Here is a 15,833-nt window from a genome sequence, read left to right as displayed (position 1 = left end):
CTACAGCCAGCGCCGCCGCCAGAACGTCCCGACGATGGCGGCGGCGATCACCCCCATCAGGCCGAGCACGCCGAAGTAACCCCAGCGCCAGCCTAGCTCCGGCATGTACTCGAAGTTCATCCCGTAGATGCCGGCGATCAGCGTCAGCGGCATGAACACGATGGAGATGATGGTCAACACCCGCATCTGCTGGCTCAGGCGGTTCGACTGGATGGACAGATAAAGGTCGAGCATGCCGGAGACCATGTCGCGCGCCGCGTCGAGCGACTCGCTCAGGTGCAGGCAATGGTCGTACGCGTCGCGCAACCACAGCCTTGTCTCGTCGCCGAACAGTGCGTGTTCGCCGCGCGTCATCTGCGCGAGCATCTCCCTCAAGGGCAATAGCGCGCGGCGCAGGCGGATCGCGTCGTACTTCAGCCGGTGGATGCCGCGCAGCACCAGCGTGCCGCGGTCGGCGACCAGCTGGCGGTCGAGCGACTCGACCCGGCTGGTGAACGCGTCGAGCACGTCGAAATAGGCGTCGATGATCGCGTCGATCAGCGCGTACGCCAGAAAATCGGCGCCGCGCGCGGCCAGCAACCCGTCGCCGCGGCGCAGCCGCTCGCGCAGCTGGCTGAACACGCCCAGGGGATGCGGCTGGAAGCTCAGCACGAAGTCCCGCCCGACCACCAGCGAGACCTGCTCGTAATGCAGGCGGACGGAGGCGCCGCGTTCGGAGAACACGCGGGTGGACAGGAACAGGTAACCGTCGTACGCCTCGACCTTGGGACGCTGGCGCGCATTGAGGATGTCTTCCTCCACCAGCGGGTGCAGCCCGAAGCGCTCGCCGATCGCGCGCATGGTCGCGGTGTCAGCGACGCCGTACACGTTGAGCCAGCGCACCGGCGCGCGGCTCTGGTAGGCGAGCCCTTCCTCGACGCTGGCGAACCGCGTCTCGGTGAGCGCGCCGCCGCCGTACTCGAACAGCAGGACTTCCGGGGCCGCTGCAGGCTCAGTCATCAGCCTGCCGCACGTCGAGCGCCAGCTTCAGGCCGATGCGCCGCCACTGCACGGCCTCCTGCTCGAGCGCGCTGGCGGTCAGCGGGTTCTCCTCCAGCCAGGCGGCGGGCAGCTCGAAGCGCACGCCGCGCGGCTGGGCGAACAGCACCGCGCCGGCCGGCAGGGCCAGCGGGCGTCGGCTACGGCAGAACAGCACGGCCATCCTCAGCGCGAGCACGCTGTACCACAGGTCCGGCTGCTGCGCGAAGTCCCTCATCTTGCCGCTGTCGCCGCGCTGGCACAGCACCAGCGTCGAGAGCGCTGCCTGTTCGGGGCGCGAGAAGCCGGGCATGTCCGCGTTCTGCAGGATGTAGGCCGAATGCTTGTGGTAGGCGGTATGCGCAATCGACAGCCCGATCTCGTGCAGCGCGGCCGCCCAGCCCAGACGCCTGAGCGTCAGCACCTGGCAATCCTCGCCGGCGAGCTGGCGGTAGAAGTCGAGCGCCAGCGCCTTGACGCGGGCCGCCTGCGCCGGGTCGGCGTGGTAGCGCCGCGTGAAGGTCGCTACAGTCTGTTCGCGCTGGTCGCGCTCGCGGCCGCGGCCGAGGATGTCGTACAGCACGCCGTCGCGCAGCGCGCCGTCGGCGATGGTCATCGCGTCGACGCCCAGTTCCTCGAACACCGCGAGCATCACTGCGAGCCCGCCGCAGATCACCGGCGCGCGGTCGGCCTTCAGCCCGTTCAGTGAAATCTTGTCGATGCGGCCGATGCGGATCAGCGCGTTGCGCAATTCGCGCATCCCGCCATAGGTGATGTTGCCGGCCGACCAGTCGTTCAGTTCGAGCAGGTCACGGATCGAGCGCGCGGTCCCCGAGGTACCGACCCCCAGCTCCCACGACGTGCGCGGGAACACGTGCGCGACGCGCTGCAACTCGGCGCGCGCGGCGTACACCGCGCGGTTGAACGAGGCCGAGTCGATCCGCCCGCCCTCGAAGAAACGCAGCGTGTAGCTGACGCAGCCTAAGGGCAGGCTCTCGGTCACGTGCGCCTGGAAGTGGCTACCGACGATCAGCTCGGTCGAGCCGCCGCCGATGTCGACCACCAGCCGCCGCTCGCGGGTATTCGGCAGCGAGTGCGCGGCACCCAGATAGATCAGGCGGGCCTCTTCGCGGCCGGCGATGATCTCGATCGGGAAACCCAGCAGGCGCTCGCCCTCGGCGATCAGCTCGGGCGCGTTGCGCGCGACGCGCAGGGTATTGGTGCCGACCACGCGCACCTGCGCGCCTTCCAGCCCGCGCAGGCGCTCGCCGAAACGGGCGAAGCAGGCGAGCGCCCGTCCGACGCTCGCCTCGTCGAGCACCTTGTCCGGGCCCAGGCCCGCGCCCAGCCGGGTCGTCTCCTTCAGCGAGTCGAGGGTGAACAGCTGGCCGTCGACCACGCGCGAGATCTGCAGGCGAAAGCTGTTCGACCCCAGGTCGACCGCCGCCAGCACCGGATGGGGAAAATCGGCACGCATCAAACGCAGGCTCCCAGCAAAAAGAAAAAAGCGGCAACCATGTTACCGCTTTCCTTCCACCTACATGAAGCCCGATCGCTTACACGGACTGGCCAAGTTCCCGCTTGATCGCGTCGATCGAGGTGTGGCGGATGTCCTTGCCCTTGACCAGATAGACGACGTACTCGGAAATGTTCTTGGCGTGGTCGCCGATGCGCTCGATCGCCTTGGCGATGAACAGCGTGTCGATCGACATGCTGATGGTGCGCGGGTCTTCCATCATGAAGGTGATCAGCTGGCGGACTTCGGCGCTGAAGTCGTCGTCGAGCTCGCGGTCCTCCTCGGCGAGATCCAACGCCGCCGTCGCGTCCAGCCGGGCGAACGCGTCGAGCGCGCGGCGCAGCATCGCCACCGCCGCCTCGGCCATCTTGCCGATCTCGCGCAAGCGCGGCGTCTGGTAGCGCTCGGCGCTGTGGATCACCTTGCCCATGCGGGCAATCTTGGACGCCTCGTCGCCGATGCGCTCGAGGTCGGTGATGGTCTTGATCACGGTGATCACCATGCGCAAGTCGGACGCCGCCGGCTGGCGGCGCGCGATGATGTGCTGGCAGTCCTCGTCGATCGCGACTTCGAGCGCGTTGACCTGCGCGTCGTCGACGATCACCTGGTCAAAGCGGGCGATGTCGCCGCTGGCGAGCGCGTCGAGCGCGCCCTGAATCTGCTGCTCGACCAGCCCGCCCATTTGCAGCACGCGGGTACGGATGGTTTCCAGTTCGAGGTCGAATTGTTTGGAAATATGGTCGGGCATGATGCTCTCGTGGCAGGACAGGATGGACAGGATTGCCATCTTGCCAGCGCAAGATGACAACCCTGTGACAGGCAGGCTCAGCGCAGCACTTCGACGCCGCCCTGGCGGGCGAGCACCAGCACGTCGGCGCGGCGGCGGGCAAACAGGCCGCAGGTGACGACGCCCGGCAGCTGGTTGATGCGCTCTTCCATCTCGACCGGCTTGGCGATGGCCAGGTCGTGCACGTCGAGAATGATGTTGCCGTTGTCGGTCAGGAAGTCGTGGCGCATTTCCGGGTGGCCGCCCAGCTTGACCAGCTCGCGCGCGACGTAGCTTCTGGCCATCGGGATCACCTCGATCGGCAGCGGGAACTTGCCCAGCACGTCGACGTACTTGCTCTCGTCGGCGATGCAGATGAATTCCTGCGCCGCCGCAGCGACGATCTTCTCGCGGGTCAGCGCACCGCCGCCGCCCTTGATCATGTGCAGGTAGTGGTTCACCTCGTCGGCGCCGTCGACGTAGATCGGCATCTCGTCGATGGTATTGAGGTCGTACACCGGGATATGGTGCGCCTTCAGGCGGACGGTGGACGCCTCGGAGCTGGAGACCACGCCCTTGATGCGGCCCTTGATCGCGGCCAGTTCATCGATGAACAGGTTGACGGTGCTGCCGGTACCGATGCCGATCACGGCGTCGTCCGGGACGAACTCCAGGGCTTTTCGCGCTGCAGCCAGCTTCAATTCATTGGCGGTAAGCATCTCGCTGCTCCTTAAACGGTTGGTCTTGACTCACTCCGATTATCCCACAACGGCACACATATGTCGTTTTGCTAGCCTCTTGTCAGCAAACAGACCGCCTGCGCCTCGATGGCCTCGCAACGCCCCAGGTAGCCGAGCTTCTCGTTGGTCTTGCCCTTGACGTTGACGACGTCGACGCCGACCCCAAGGTCTTCGGCGATGCGCGCGCGCATCGCGTCCACATGCGGCGCGAGCTTGGGCTGTTGCGCTATCAGCGTGGCATCGATATTGACGACCCGCCAGCCGGCCGCGCGCACGCGCGACACGGCCTCGCGCAACAGCACACGACTGTCGGCGCCCGCGTGTTGCGGGTCGGTGTCCGGGAACAGCCGGCCGATGTCGCCTAGCGCCGCAGCGCCCAACAGCGCGTCGGTGATCGCGTGCAACAGCGCGTCGGCGTCCGAGTGCCCGAGCAAGCCCTTGTCGTGCGGGATCACCACCCCGCCCAGCACCAGCGGCCGCCCCTCGACCAGCCGGTGCACGTCGTACCCCTGCCCTACCCTGAACATGCGCCATCTCCCGTCTGTTTGCGCGCGGCAAGAATGGCGCGTGCGAGCGCCAGGTCGCGCGGATAGGTCACCTTGAAGTTCTGCGCGTCACCCTCGACCAGCCGAGGCGCGAAGCCCAGCATTTCGATCGCCGAGGCCTCGTCGGTGACTGCGCCCTTCCCGTCGAGCGCCAGCGCACGGGCCAGACGCGCGGCGCGGAACATCTGCGGCGTCTGCGCGAGCCACAGACCGTCCCGCGCGAGCGTGCGCTCGACGCGGCCGCCCTCGCCTGCCCGCTTGACGGTGTCGGCCACCGGCAAGGCGAGCAGGCCGCCAACCTCGTCGTCCGCCAGCGCGCCGATCAGCCGCGTCACCAGCGCCGGCGTCACGCAGCAGCGCGCCGCGTCGTGCACCAGCACCCAGTCGTCGGGCGCCGGCGCGAGCGTGGCAAGCCCGGCCGCGACCGACGCGGCACGGCTCGCGCCGCCGACGCGCAGCACCTCCAGGTTCGGGATGTCCCACTCGAAGTCGTCGAACCACTCGTCGGCCGGCGAGATCACCACGGCGAGGCGGTCGATCTCAGGCACTTGCGACAGCGTGCTCAGGGTGTGCCACATCAGCGGCCGCCCTTCTAGTTGCAGGTACTGCTTGGGGCTGGGCGCGCCGAAACGGCTGCCGGAGCCGGCCGCCGGCACCAGGGCGATCACGCTCATGCCGCCACATCCTTGTCCGCCGCGAGCTTGCGCCACAGGCACGTCCCCTTGACCGCCTTGTCCAGCGCATCAAGGTAGGCCTCGTGCTCGGCGGCCTCGGCTTCGCTCGCGCGCAGCACCTTCAGCGGCTTACGCACGAAGTCGGCCGGCAGGCCCGAGGAAGCGGCACCGGCCTCCGGCTCGATGTCCATCATCAGGCTTTCCTGGCCGCGGGTCATCCACAGGTAGACCTCGGCCAAGAGTTCGCAGTCGATCAGCGCGCCGTGCAGCGTACGGTTCGAGCGGTCGACGTCGAAGCGGTCGCATAGCGCGTCCAGGCTGTTGCGCTTGCCCGGGAACTGGTCGCGCGCCATCGCGAGGGTGTCGATCACACCGGCGCACTGGCGCACGGTCGGCGGCAGGCCCAACCTCGCGAACTCGGCGTCCATGAAGCCGACGTCGAACGGCGCGTTGTGGATGATCAGCTCGGCATCGCCGATGAAGTCGGAGATCTGCGAGGCCACCTCGGCGAACCTGGGCTTGCCCTCCAGGAAGGCAAGCGAGATGCCGTGCACGCGCTCGGCGTCGGCGTCGATCTCGCGCTCGGGGTGCATGTAAAGGTGCAGGTGGCGGCCGGTCAGCTTGCGGTCGACCATCTCCAGGCCGGCAAACTCGATGATGCGGTGACCCTGCGAGGGCTCGAGGCCCGTCGTTTCGGTGTCGAGGATGATTTGTCTCATGATGCAGCCTGAGTGGCGGGCGCAACCGCGCCCGCGAAAGTCATGCCGCGGCCGCTACGCCGCGGTTGGCGAGCGCGTCGGCGCGCTCGTTGAATTCGTGGCCGTTATGGCCGCGCACCCAGCGCCACTCGACCGACAGGTGACGGCCACGCGCGGCGTCCAGCAGCTGCCAGAGGTCGGCGTTCTTCACCGGCTCCTTGGCGGCGGTGACCCAGCCGCGCTTCTTCCAGCCGTGGATCCACTCGGAAATGCCTTTTTGCACGTACTGCGAGTCGGTGTAGACGACAATGTGGCAGGGACGGTTGAGCGTCTCGAGCGCGCGGATCACCGCCATCAGTTCCATCCGGTTGTTGGTGGTGCCGGCCTCACCGCCGAACAGCTCCTTTTCCTTGCCCTTGTAGCAAAGCAGCGCGCCCCAGCCGCCGGGGCCCGGATTGCCCTTGCACGCGCCGTCGGTATAGATTTCGACCTTGTCCTGGTTCATAACGTCTCGTCGTGGGGCTGGCACGCCGCGTGGCGTCGCTCGCCAGCGGTCACCAGCTGGGCCGCGGGCCTGGCCAGCTGCCAGCGCGGCGTGATCAGTCGCATCCCGCGCTGGCGCTTGATCGCGCATACGCCGTAGACGCCGGCGGCCAACGGCCACCAGCGTTCGCCCGGCGCTTCCATGAAGCGGCAGCGGGTGAGCCAGTCGCCCCGGTTAAAGGGCGGAGCGTAACACATGAAGGCATCGTCCGCGCGCTCGAAGCCCAGCAGTTCGAGCCAGTCGCGCAGGCGGGACAGGCGCAGGAAACGGCCGCTCCACGGCGGCCGGCGCGCGCCCTGCACCAGCCGGCGCCCGCCCCACAGGGACAGCGGGTTGAAGCCGGTGAGCACCAGCCGCCCCTCGGGCAGCAACACGCGCTCGGCCTCGCGCAGCACCTGGTGCGGATGCGCGTTGAAGTCCAGCGTGTGCGGCAGCAGCAGCAAGTCGACGCTGCGGCTGTCCAGCGGCAACTGCGCCGCGTCGCACACCACGCCGACTTCGCCGTCCTCGCCGATGCGCGCACGCCACGGGATGCGGTTCTCGCGCAGGAAGTCGTGCCGGCTCGCGCCGAACTGCACGGCACGATAGCCGAAGGCGTCGGCGACCGAGCGGTCGAAGAACGCCTGTTCACGCTCGAGCAGGTAACGGCCCAGTTCGGAGCCGTCGAGCCAGTTAGAAAACGCAGTCATCAGAGTAAGGAAGTACGAATGTTGTCGTTCATTCCGTTGCCGGCTTTTGCCGACAATTATATCTGGCTTTTGCCGCAGCCTTCCGGTGCCTGCGTCGTCGACCCGGGCGAGGCGTCCCCGGTACTCGACTATCTCGCGGCGCACGGCCAGCAGCTCGGGGCCATCCTCGTCACCCACCACCACGCCGACCACACCGGCGGTATCGGGCGCCTGAAGGCGGCGTTTCCGCACGCACTGGTACACGGGCCGGCCGGCGTCGCCAACGTCGACATCATCCACCATGACGGCGACAGCTTCGTCGTCGGCGACGTCCGCTTTCAGGTCATCGCGACGCCGGGCCATACCCTCGACCACCTGTGCTACTACACGCCCGGGGCGCTGCTCAGTGGCGACACCCTGTTCGGCGCCGGCTGCGGGCGACTGTTCGAAGGCAGCGCCAATCAGATGTACGCGAGCCTTGCGCGTCTGGCCGCCCTGCCGCCCGACACCTGGGTCTACCCGGCGCACGAATACACGCTGGCCAACCTGGCTTTCGCCCGCGCCTGCGACCCGGACAACCCGGCTGTCAGCGAGCGGCTGTTGCAGGACAGCCAACGCCGCCAACAGGGAAAACCGACGCTGCCGGTGCGGCTCGACGTCGAGTTGGCGAGCAACCCCTTCCTGCGTTCTGGCGAGCCAGCCCTGCTTGCGGCAAGCAGACAGCATGATGGCAACCCCATTAACAATGCACTGGAATCATTTGCCGTTCTGCGCCGCTGGAAAAACAGCTTCTAAAAAAACAGAACACGGTCTCTTTAGATTAGAACTGCATACCCGGCGCAGGGCACTGCATGACGTGCAATAGCTTTGATTTTGTTTGATTTATTGCGTTGACACACCTGTTGCGCGTGGTAGCATCGGCCACAATCGAAAAAGAATGACCGGGCGCCCTCCTGATGAAAAAATTCTCCATTGCCCTGTCGCTGTCGCTCGCCTTTACGGCCTGGGCGGCACCGGCCAAGGCAGCTACCATTTTTGGCAAGCCCGAACGCTTAGCAGTTGACGAAGCACTCGCCGTTGGTCTGGACATGATGTTGCAGAACACCAGCTTGCTGCGTAATGGCGACAACCTGATCCTGCGTATGCGCGAAGGCTTCCAGATGAGCGAGGTCAACCCCGAGCTTGTCCGCCGCCTGGAGCGACAATACGCGGCGAATCCCGCCGGTTTGCGCCGTTCCATGGACCGCAGCAGGAAATATCTGTTCTACATCATGAACGAGGTCGAACGGCGCGGCATGCCGACCGAGCTTGCGCTGCTGCCGGTCGTCGAGAGCGCCTTCGTGCCGACCGCGCGCTCGCACGTCGGCGCCGCCGGCCTGTGGCAGTTCATGCCGGCCACCGGCCGCCAGTACGGCCTCGAGCAGACCTGGTGGTACGACGGCCGCCGCGACGTGGTCGAGTCGACCAACGCCGCGCTCGACTACCTGCAGATGCTGTACGGCATGTTCGGCGACTGGAGCCTTGCGCTGGCCAGCTACAACTGGGGCCAGGGCAACGTGTCGCGCGCGATCGAACGCGCCCGCGCGCAGGGGCTCGAGCCGACTTACGAAAACCTGAGGCTGCCGAACGAGACGCGCAACTACGTGCCCAAGCTGCTGGCCGTACGCAACGTGGTCCTCGAACCCGAGCGCTTTAACCTCTCGCTCGGAGACTTCCCGAACAAGCCCTATTTCGTCGCGATCTCGACCGGCCGCCACATGGACATCGACGTGGCAGCCCGCCTCGCCGAAATGCCGGTCTCCGAGTTCAAGGAACTGAACCCGGCGTTCAACCTGCCCGTCTACGCGCACAAGAGCGGCCGCCAGATGCTGCTGCCGGCCGACCGCCTGCACCGCTTCGAGCGCAATGTCGCCAAGTGGGACAAGCCGCTGATGAACTGGGAAGTCCACGTGCCGCAGGACGGCGTCGAGGCGTCGACGCTGGCCGGCGAGTACGGGATGAACGTCGGCGAGCTCCTGGCCGTCAACAACGCGCGCGGCGGCCGTTTCGCGCCGGGCCAGCCGGTGCTGGTCGCCTCGCGCAACGCGCGCGTCGAGCCGCTGACCCTGCGCGTCGCCAACGAACGTCGCGCGACCGCGTTCGAGGTGCCGGTGCTGGCAACCCTCGACAGCTCGCAGGCCAACCCGCCCGCCAGCGCGCCAGCCGTGCTGGCCGCCGCCGAGCCGGCAGCGGTCGCCCAGGTACAGCGCGTCGCCGTCGCCGAGCAGGCCGCGCCGGCGATCCAGCCGCTGGCGATCGCACCGCTGCAAGCACCCGCCATGGCCACCACAACGCAGACCGTCGCCGTAGCCGAACCTGCAACACAGGCCACGCAGACTTTGGCCATCGCGCCGCTGCAAGCGCCTGCCGCTGCCCCCACGGCGAAAGTCGTCGCCCTGGCCGAACCGGCCACACCGGCCGCAGCGATCGCGCCGCTGGTGGCGTCTGCCACGCAAGCCGCGCCGCAAGGACTCGTCGTCGCCGAACAGGCCAAGCCGGTCAGGGTGGCCGCCACCGAACGCAAGGTCGCGACCCGCGCGGTCGAAGCCGTCGCCAGCGCGCAGCAAGCGAACGTCGCCAACCTGCACACGGTGCAAGGCGGCGACACCCTGTACAACATCTCGCGCCGTTACGGCATGAACGTCGCCCAGCTACAGGCGCTGAACGGGCTGGAAGACAGCCGCCTGCAACTGGGGCAGACGCTGAAGGTCAGCGGCACGCCGATCATCGGCACACCGGTCAGCGCAGAGGCCGACGCGGTCAGCGAACTGGCATCCCTGACCGGCGGTCAGCCGCAGCGCGAGTACATCGTGCAGACCGGCGACACCGTCTACGGCATCGCCCGCAAGTTCGGCGTCCATCACACCGACATCAAGCGCTGGAACGCAGCGGCCCGCCTCGCCGCGCTGCAGCCAGGCCAAAGGCTGATCGTGCAGGGGCTGTAAGCCTCAAACTTGCCAGACCAACGGCCCGCACACGCGGGCCGTTTTTTTGCGTATGCCCTACTCCGGCGCGCGGCTGTCCAGCCACAGGGTGACCGGCCCGTCGTTGCAGAGGTTCACATGCATATGCGCGCCGAACACGCCGGTCGGCACCGGCTTGCCGAGCACCTTGCCAAGCTCGCCGACAAACGCCTCGAACAGCGGCGCCGCGTGCGCGGGTGGCGCCGCACGGCTGTAACCCGGGCGGTTGCCCTTGCGCGTGCTCGCGAACAGCGTGAACTGGCTGACCGCCAGCGCCTCGGCGCCGGTGTCGAGCAAGGACAGGTTCATCACGCCGGCTTCGTCGTCGAAGATGCGCAACTGGCTGATCTTGCGCACGAGGTAGGCGACATCGTCCGCCCCGTCTGCCGGCTCGATGCCGACCAGCAGCAACACCCCCGCGCCGATGCGCCCGACCGTCCGGGCATCCACCTCCACGCTTGCCTTACTGACCCGCTGCAACAACACTCTCATGCAACCCGCTCCCTGGCTTCAAACGGCTTATTCTATGCCAGAGTGCGCTACAATCATGCTCGCTTTCACCACAGGGTTCCTGCCATGCTGATGGTCGTCTCGCCTGCCAAGATGCTAGACTTCGAGCGCCCGCTCCCGCCCCTCCCGCATACCCAGCCCGAACTGCTGGACAAGAGCAGCAAGCTGGTCGACATCCTGCGCGGGAAGAGCCCGGCTGAACTGTCGGCGCTGATGGGCATCAGCGACGCACTCGCCCGCCTCAACGTCGGCCGCTTCCACGACTGGCAGCCGCCCTTCGACACCGGCAACGCGCGCCAGGCGGTATTCGCCTTCATGGGCGACGTCTACGAGGGGCTCTCCGCGGCAAGCCTGGACGACGCCGGGATCGCCTACCTGCAGGACCACCTGCGCATCCTGTCCGGCCTCTACGGCGTATTGCGCCCGCTCGACCTGATGCAGGCCTACCGGCTGGAGATGGGCACCCGCCTCGCCAACCCCGCCGGCGCCAACCTCTATGCGTTCTGGGGCGCGCGCATCGCGCAGCTGCTCGCGCGCGAGCTAGACGGCATGGCGGAGCGCACGCTGGTCAACCTCGCCTCCGAAGAGTATTTCAAGTCGGTGCGCCGCGACGCGCTGCCCTACCCGGTGATCACCCCGGTCTTTCGCGACAGCAAGGACGGCGGACCGTTCAAGATCGTCAGCTTCTACGCGAAACGCGCGCGCGGCCTGATGGCGCGCTGGGCCGCCCAGCACGGCGTCGAAGATCCACAAGCGCTGAAGGACTTCGACGTCGACGGCTACCGCTTCGACGCGGCCCGCTCCGGCGAACACGAGTGGGTGTTCTGCCGCTCGCACGGCTGAGCCGGCCAGCCATGAAAAAAGCGCGCCCACGGCGCGCTTTTTTCATGGCGATCTCCTTACAGGGTCGGCTTGCGCTCGAAGCCTTCCGTCGCCTCGGCGGTGACGTCGCTCGCGTCGACGCGGTCGACCCGCGCCGCCTGCGGCCCCTGATGCGCCCATTCGACAAATTCCGCGACGGCCAACGGCTCGCCTTCTACCCAGGCCTCGACCGTGCCGTCGACCCGGTTACGCACCCAGCCGGCCACGCCCAGTTCACGGGCGCGGGCAACCGCGCTGTCGCGGTAGTAGACGCCCTGTACCTTGCCGTGGATGCGCAACAAACATGCCTTCATTTTCTTCCGACTCCAGATTACTTGCGCGCGCCCCGCCGCGCCGCCACGTCTGCCGCCACCCGAACGGGGCCAGGGCTGCGGCCAAAAAGACCAAGGGCCGCAATGCGGCCCTTTCGTCATCCGCTTGCGGCACAGCAGCGCCGCAAGTCATCCAGTCTAGCAGGCGCTCAGCCGTTGGCCGCGTTCAGGTACGCCTCGGCCGGGTAAATCGCGCTCTCGCGGCCGCCCTTGGTGTCGAACGTGACTTCGACCATGCGGCCGGCCGGGGCGACCTGCAATACGGTGAAACGGTCGACTTCGCCGTTGTCCTTGTGTTCGTGAACCTCGTGGCCGGGCTGCAGCTGGCTTACCTTGATCATCATCGTCTCATTCCTCTCTTTTATTTTCGATATCTGTAGAAAATTGCAACAAAGCATTCGATATCTCGCAATCTTCAAGTAAAACGAATTAATCACCTTCTGTCAACAATAGACGACCTTCTGCCCGAATGCTGTAGATAAAAGACAACCCCCTGCTCCTTGCGAAGACAGGGGGTTGCGAAGAGGCGCAAGTTTTAACCGATTCGCATACCTGGCGCTGCGCCAGCGTCGGTGTCCAGCAGGAACAGCCCCTGCGCGTCGTCGGCACCGGACGCGCAGACGATCATGCCGGCCGACACGCCGAAGCGCATCTTGCGCGGCGCGAGATTGGCGACCACGATCACGCTGCGGCCGACCAGCTTTTCAGGCTCGCCGTACGCCTTGCGGATGCCGGAGAAGATGTTGCGGGTCTCGAAGCCGAGGTCGACGGTGAACTGCAGCAGCTTGTCCGAACCTTCGACGAACTGGCAGGCAAGCACCTTGCCCACGCGCAGGTCGACCTTGGCAAAGTCGTCGATGGTGATGGTCTCGGCCAGCGGTTCACACTGGACGGCTGGTGCGCTCGTCGGTTCCATGCTTTGCTTGTTCGCTTCTATCAGTTTGTCGACCAGTGCAGGCTCGATACGCTGCATCAGGTGCTGGTAAGGCTGGATCACGTGCCCCAGCAGCAGGGTCTCGCTGTCGGACCACTGCAGCTTCTCGAGGTTGAGGAAGGCCTCGACACCTTCGGAGAGCTTGGGCAGCACCGGCTTGAGATAAATCGTCAGCAGGCGGAAGGCGTTGATCAGCACCGAACACACTTCCTGCAGCCGCGCGTCCTGCCCTTCCTGGCGCGCCAGCTCCCACGGCTTGTTGGCGTCGACGTAGGCGTTGACGAGGTCGGCCAGTGCCATCACGTCGCGCAGCGCCTTCGCGTACTCGCGCGCCTCGTAGGCGGCGGCGATAGTCATGGCCTCACGCTGCAGGCGGACCAGCAGTTCGTTGTCGGCGATGGACGACGCGAGCTGGCCGCAGAAGCGCTTGGCGATGAAACCGGCGGCGCGGCTGGCGATGTTCACGTACTTGCCGACCAGGTCCGAGTTCACCCGCGCGATGAAGTCGTCGAGCGACAGGTCGATGTCCTCGATGCGCGCGTTGAGCTTGGCGGCGATGTAGTAGCGCATCCACTCGGGGTTCAGCCCGCACTCGAGGTAGCTCTTGGCGGTGATGAAGGTGCCGCGCGACTTGGACATCTTCTGGCCGTCGACGGTCAGGAAGCCGTGCGCGAACACGCCGGTCGGCGCGCGGTAGCCCGCGTACTTGAGCATCGCCGGCCAGAACAGCGCGTGGAAGTACAGGATGTCCTTGCCAATGAAGTGGTACATCTCGGCGGTCGAGTCGGGCTTGAAGTACTCGTCAAAGTCGATGCCGGTGCGCTCGCACAGGTGCTTGAACGAAGCCATGTAGCCGATCGGCGCGTCCAGCCACACGTAGAAGTACTTGCCCGGCGCATCCGGGATCTCGAAGCCGAAGTACGGTGCGTCACGCGAGATGTCCCAGTCCTGCAGGCCGCCTTCGATCCACTCGTTCATCTTGTTGAGCGATTCGTGCTGCAGGTGCGGCAGGCTGACGCCGTCGGCGCGCAGCGTGGCACCGGCGGTCCATTCCTTCAGGAAGTCGGCACACTCGCCCAGGCGGAAGAAATAGTGCTCGGAGCTTTTCAGCACCGGCGTCGCGCCGGACACCGCCGAGAACGGGTTCTTCAGCTCGGTCGGGCTGTAGGTCGCGCCGCACACCTCGCAGTTGTCGCCGTACTGGTCCTTGGCGCCGCACTTCGGGCACTCGCCCTTGACGAAGCGATCCGGCAGGAACATCTGCTTTTCCGGGTCGAACAGCTGCTCGATGGTGCGAGAAACGATCTTGCCGTCGGCCTTGAGCTTGCGGTAGATGGTCTCGGCGAACGCCTTGTTTTCCGGGCTGTTGGTCGAGTAGTAGTTGTCGTAGCCGATATGGAAACCGGTGAAGTCGGCCAGATGCTCGGTGCGGACCTGCTCGATCAGCGCCTCCGGCGTAATGCCGCGCTTTTCGGCCGCCAGCATGATGGGCGTGCCATGGGTATCGTCGGCGCACACGTAGTGGCAGTCGTGGCCGCGCATCTTCTGGAAACGCACCCAGACGTCGGTCTGGATATGTTCGACCATATGGCCAAGATGGATCGCACCGTTCGCGTACGGCAGCGCGCTCGTCACCAGTATCTTGCGTTTTGTCATCTGTCTGTCCTGAACCGGAAAACCAATCGGCCGATTATATCAGCGCCCGGCGATGCTCGCCTCAGCCCTGCTCCGCGCACAGCGCAAGCTCGCCCTCGGCGGCTTCCGGCTGCGGCGCAGGCTCTGCACGCGCCGCCATCGCCAGCGGCACCATGCGGCTGGCCAGCAAGGCGAAGGCCAGCGCGTAGCCAAGCGCCAGCGCGCCGAAGCCGGCGAGCCCACCGGCGCGGTACGCCCAGCGCAGCGTCTCGATGCCCAGCGCGTAGGCGCCCATGCACAGCATGCTCATCGCCGCCGACACCGTGCCCTTGCCCTCGTCGCACGAAGTCAGCGCGAAACGGTAGAGCACGCCGAAGGCCATGCCCTCGGCGAACGCCATCAGCGTCATGCCGCCGGCCATCCAGTACTGCGGCGCATCCGAGAACAGCACGCCGCCCAGCAGCACGGCGACACCCAACGCGACCGGCCCGCGGGCGAGCAGCGCCGAGCGGCCGAGCGGCCAGCGCTCGGCAACCGCCGCCAACACCAGGTTACCGAGGATCAGGCCGCCGAACACCGGCACCTGCAGCACGCCGTACTCGAACGACGTCAGGCCCAGGTCCTCGATCAGCAGCACCGGCGAGAGCGCGATCCAGCCCATCAGCGGCATCGCGATCAGCGGGATGCACAGCGCGGAGAGCACGAAGCGGCGGTTGGTGAACACCTTGCGGTAGTCGCGCGCGAAGGCGGAGAGCGGCAGTTTGTCGTGGCTGGGCTTGACCGTCTCCGGCATGAAGCAGGCAAGGCCGATCAGCGCGATGAAGGACACAGCGGCGATCATCGCGAAACCCAGACGCCACGGCGCGAACTCGATCAGCGTCGCGCCGGCCAGCGGGCCGGCCAGGGGCGCGATCAGCGCGACGTTCGCCATCAGCGCGGTCACGCGCACCGCGGTGTTTTCCGGGAAGGCTTCCTGCACGGCGGCGTAGCCGACCGCGTTGATGAAGCAGAGCCCCACCCCCTGCAGCACGCGCAGCGCCATGAAGCTCTCGATGTCGTCGACCAGATAAGTCGCAAGGCACGCCAGCGTGAACCACGCGACGCCGAACAACAGCACCGGACGGCGGCCGATGCGGTCGGACAGCGGGCCGGTCAGCCACGGCAGCAAGGCGCCGCCGGCAAGGAAGGCAGTCATCGACAGCGGCGCCCACGACACGTCGACCGCGAATTCGCGGGTGACGGCGAGCATCGCTGGCTGCACCATGTCGTTGCAGATGTAGACGGCGAACTCGAACAGCACGAGGGCCAGCGGGAACAGCAGGGAAATGCGGGGATGGGCTTTGTTCATTCTGTAAAGATCGGGCGCGCGTCGCGCGCACAGCAAAGGGAAA

General features: G+C 66.7%; 17 protein-coding genes. 3 read left to right on the top strand and 14 right to left on the bottom strand.

The window, feature by feature from the left end:
• The 9 genes from corA to E5K04_RS10305 form a co-directional block, all read right to left on the bottom strand.
• On the bottom strand, positions 1–999 hold the full coding sequence (gene corA / locus E5K04_RS10345) for a magnesium/cobalt transporter CorA (protein ID WP_136553707.1): 999 nt from the start codon (positions 997–999) through the stop codon (positions 1–3).
• A complete protein-coding gene (locus E5K04_RS10340; protein ID WP_205700339.1) occupies positions 992–2,494 on the bottom strand; it encodes a Ppx/GppA phosphatase family protein in 1,503 nt (500 codons plus the stop codon). Before E5K04_RS10340 ends, corA begins: the two co-directional genes overlap by 8 nt.
• Before the next feature lie 79 nt (positions 2,495–2,573).
• Complete coding sequence (phoU, locus tag E5K04_RS10335; RefSeq protein WP_136553780.1) at positions 2,574–3,281, bottom strand: phosphate signaling complex protein PhoU; 708 nt, start codon at positions 3,279–3,281, stop codon at positions 2,574–2,576.
• Positions 3,282–3,358: 77 nt separating this feature from the next.
• On the bottom strand, positions 3,359–4,018 hold the full coding sequence (gene rpiA / locus E5K04_RS10330; RefSeq protein WP_136553705.1) for a ribose-5-phosphate isomerase RpiA: 660 nt from the start codon (positions 4,016–4,018) through the stop codon (positions 3,359–3,361).
• Positions 4,019–4,089: 71 nt separating this feature from the next.
• On the bottom strand, positions 4,090–4,566 hold the full coding sequence (gene ispF / locus E5K04_RS10325) for a 2-C-methyl-D-erythritol 2,4-cyclodiphosphate synthase (protein ID WP_136553703.1): 477 nt from the start codon (positions 4,564–4,566) through the stop codon (positions 4,090–4,092).
• A complete protein-coding gene (gene ispD, locus E5K04_RS10320) occupies positions 4,554–5,258 on the bottom strand; it encodes a 2-C-methyl-D-erythritol 4-phosphate cytidylyltransferase (RefSeq protein WP_136553701.1) in 705 nt (234 codons plus the stop codon). Before ispD ends, ispF begins: the two co-directional genes overlap by 13 nt.
• On the bottom strand, positions 5,255–5,977 hold the full coding sequence (gene dnaQ / locus E5K04_RS10315) for a DNA polymerase III subunit epsilon (RefSeq protein ID WP_136553699.1): 723 nt from the start codon (positions 5,975–5,977) through the stop codon (positions 5,255–5,257). Before dnaQ ends, ispD begins: the two co-directional genes overlap by 4 nt.
• A gap of 40 nt (positions 5,978–6,017) precedes the next feature.
• Positions 6,018–6,461 carry a ribonuclease HI gene (rnhA, locus tag E5K04_RS10310; RefSeq protein WP_136553697.1) on the bottom strand — a complete coding sequence of 148 codons (444 nt, stop codon included), beginning with the start codon at positions 6,459–6,461 and terminating at the stop codon, positions 6,018–6,020.
• Complete coding sequence (locus E5K04_RS10305; protein WP_235844340.1) at positions 6,458–7,189, bottom strand: methyltransferase domain-containing protein; 732 nt, start codon at positions 7,187–7,189, stop codon at positions 6,458–6,460. The genes rnhA and E5K04_RS10305 overlap by 4 nt, the downstream gene beginning before the upstream one ends.
• Positions 7,190–7,207: 18 nt before the next feature.
• Between E5K04_RS10305 and gloB the strand changes: the two genes are divergently transcribed.
• Together gloB and E5K04_RS10295 are read left to right on the top strand one after the other, a co-directional pair.
• A complete protein-coding gene (gene gloB / locus E5K04_RS10300; protein ID WP_136553695.1) occupies positions 7,208–7,963 on the top strand; it encodes a hydroxyacylglutathione hydrolase in 756 nt (251 codons plus the stop codon).
• A gap of 161 nt (positions 7,964–8,124) precedes the next feature.
• Positions 8,125–10,152 carry a lytic transglycosylase gene (locus E5K04_RS10295; RefSeq protein WP_136553693.1) on the top strand — a complete coding sequence of 676 codons (2,028 nt, stop codon included), beginning with the start codon at positions 8,125–8,127 and terminating at the stop codon, positions 10,150–10,152.
• Between the two features lie 57 nt (positions 10,153–10,209).
• Here E5K04_RS10295 and dtd read toward each other — a convergent pair whose 3' ends face one another.
• Complete coding sequence (dtd, locus tag E5K04_RS10290; RefSeq protein WP_136553691.1) at positions 10,210–10,662, bottom strand: D-aminoacyl-tRNA deacylase; 453 nt, start codon at positions 10,660–10,662, stop codon at positions 10,210–10,212.
• 84 nt (positions 10,663–10,746) lie between these two features.
• On the opposite strand from dtd, the gene yaaA reads away from it, so the two are divergent.
• Positions 10,747–11,523, top strand: coding sequence for a peroxide stress protein YaaA (yaaA, locus tag E5K04_RS10285; protein ID WP_136553689.1), 777 nt, complete (start codon positions 10,747–10,749; stop codon positions 11,521–11,523).
• Positions 11,524–11,579: 56 nt separating this feature from the next.
• Here yaaA and E5K04_RS10280 read toward each other — a convergent pair whose 3' ends face one another.
• The 4 genes from E5K04_RS10280 to E5K04_RS10265 form a co-directional block, all read right to left on the bottom strand.
• Positions 11,580–11,855 (bottom strand): acylphosphatase, encoded by a 276-nt coding sequence (locus tag E5K04_RS10280; protein ID WP_136553686.1) that lies wholly within the window; start codon positions 11,853–11,855, stop codon positions 11,580–11,582.
• Positions 11,856–12,022: 167 nt separating this feature from the next.
• Positions 12,023–12,217: a hypothetical protein gene (locus tag E5K04_RS10275; protein ID WP_203525597.1), complete on the bottom strand. Its 195-nt coding sequence runs from the start codon at positions 12,215–12,217 to the stop codon at positions 12,023–12,025.
• A gap of 191 nt (positions 12,218–12,408) precedes the next feature.
• A complete protein-coding gene (metG, locus tag E5K04_RS10270; RefSeq protein WP_136553684.1) occupies positions 12,409–14,463 on the bottom strand; it encodes a methionine--tRNA ligase in 2,055 nt (684 codons plus the stop codon).
• A 61-nt stretch (positions 14,464–14,524) separates the two neighbouring features.
• Positions 14,525–15,790 (bottom strand): MFS transporter, encoded by a 1,266-nt coding sequence (locus tag E5K04_RS10265; RefSeq protein WP_136553682.1) that lies wholly within the window; start codon positions 15,788–15,790, stop codon positions 14,525–14,527.
• Positions 15,791–15,833 lie beyond the last annotated feature (43 nt).

The sequence above is a fragment of the Crenobacter intestini genome (assembly GCF_004919095.1).
In the GTDB taxonomy this organism is placed as follows: Bacteria; Pseudomonadota; Gammaproteobacteria; order Burkholderiales; family Chromobacteriaceae; genus Craterilacuibacter; species Craterilacuibacter intestini.
This window is presented reverse-complemented; position numbering and strand designations above follow the sequence as displayed.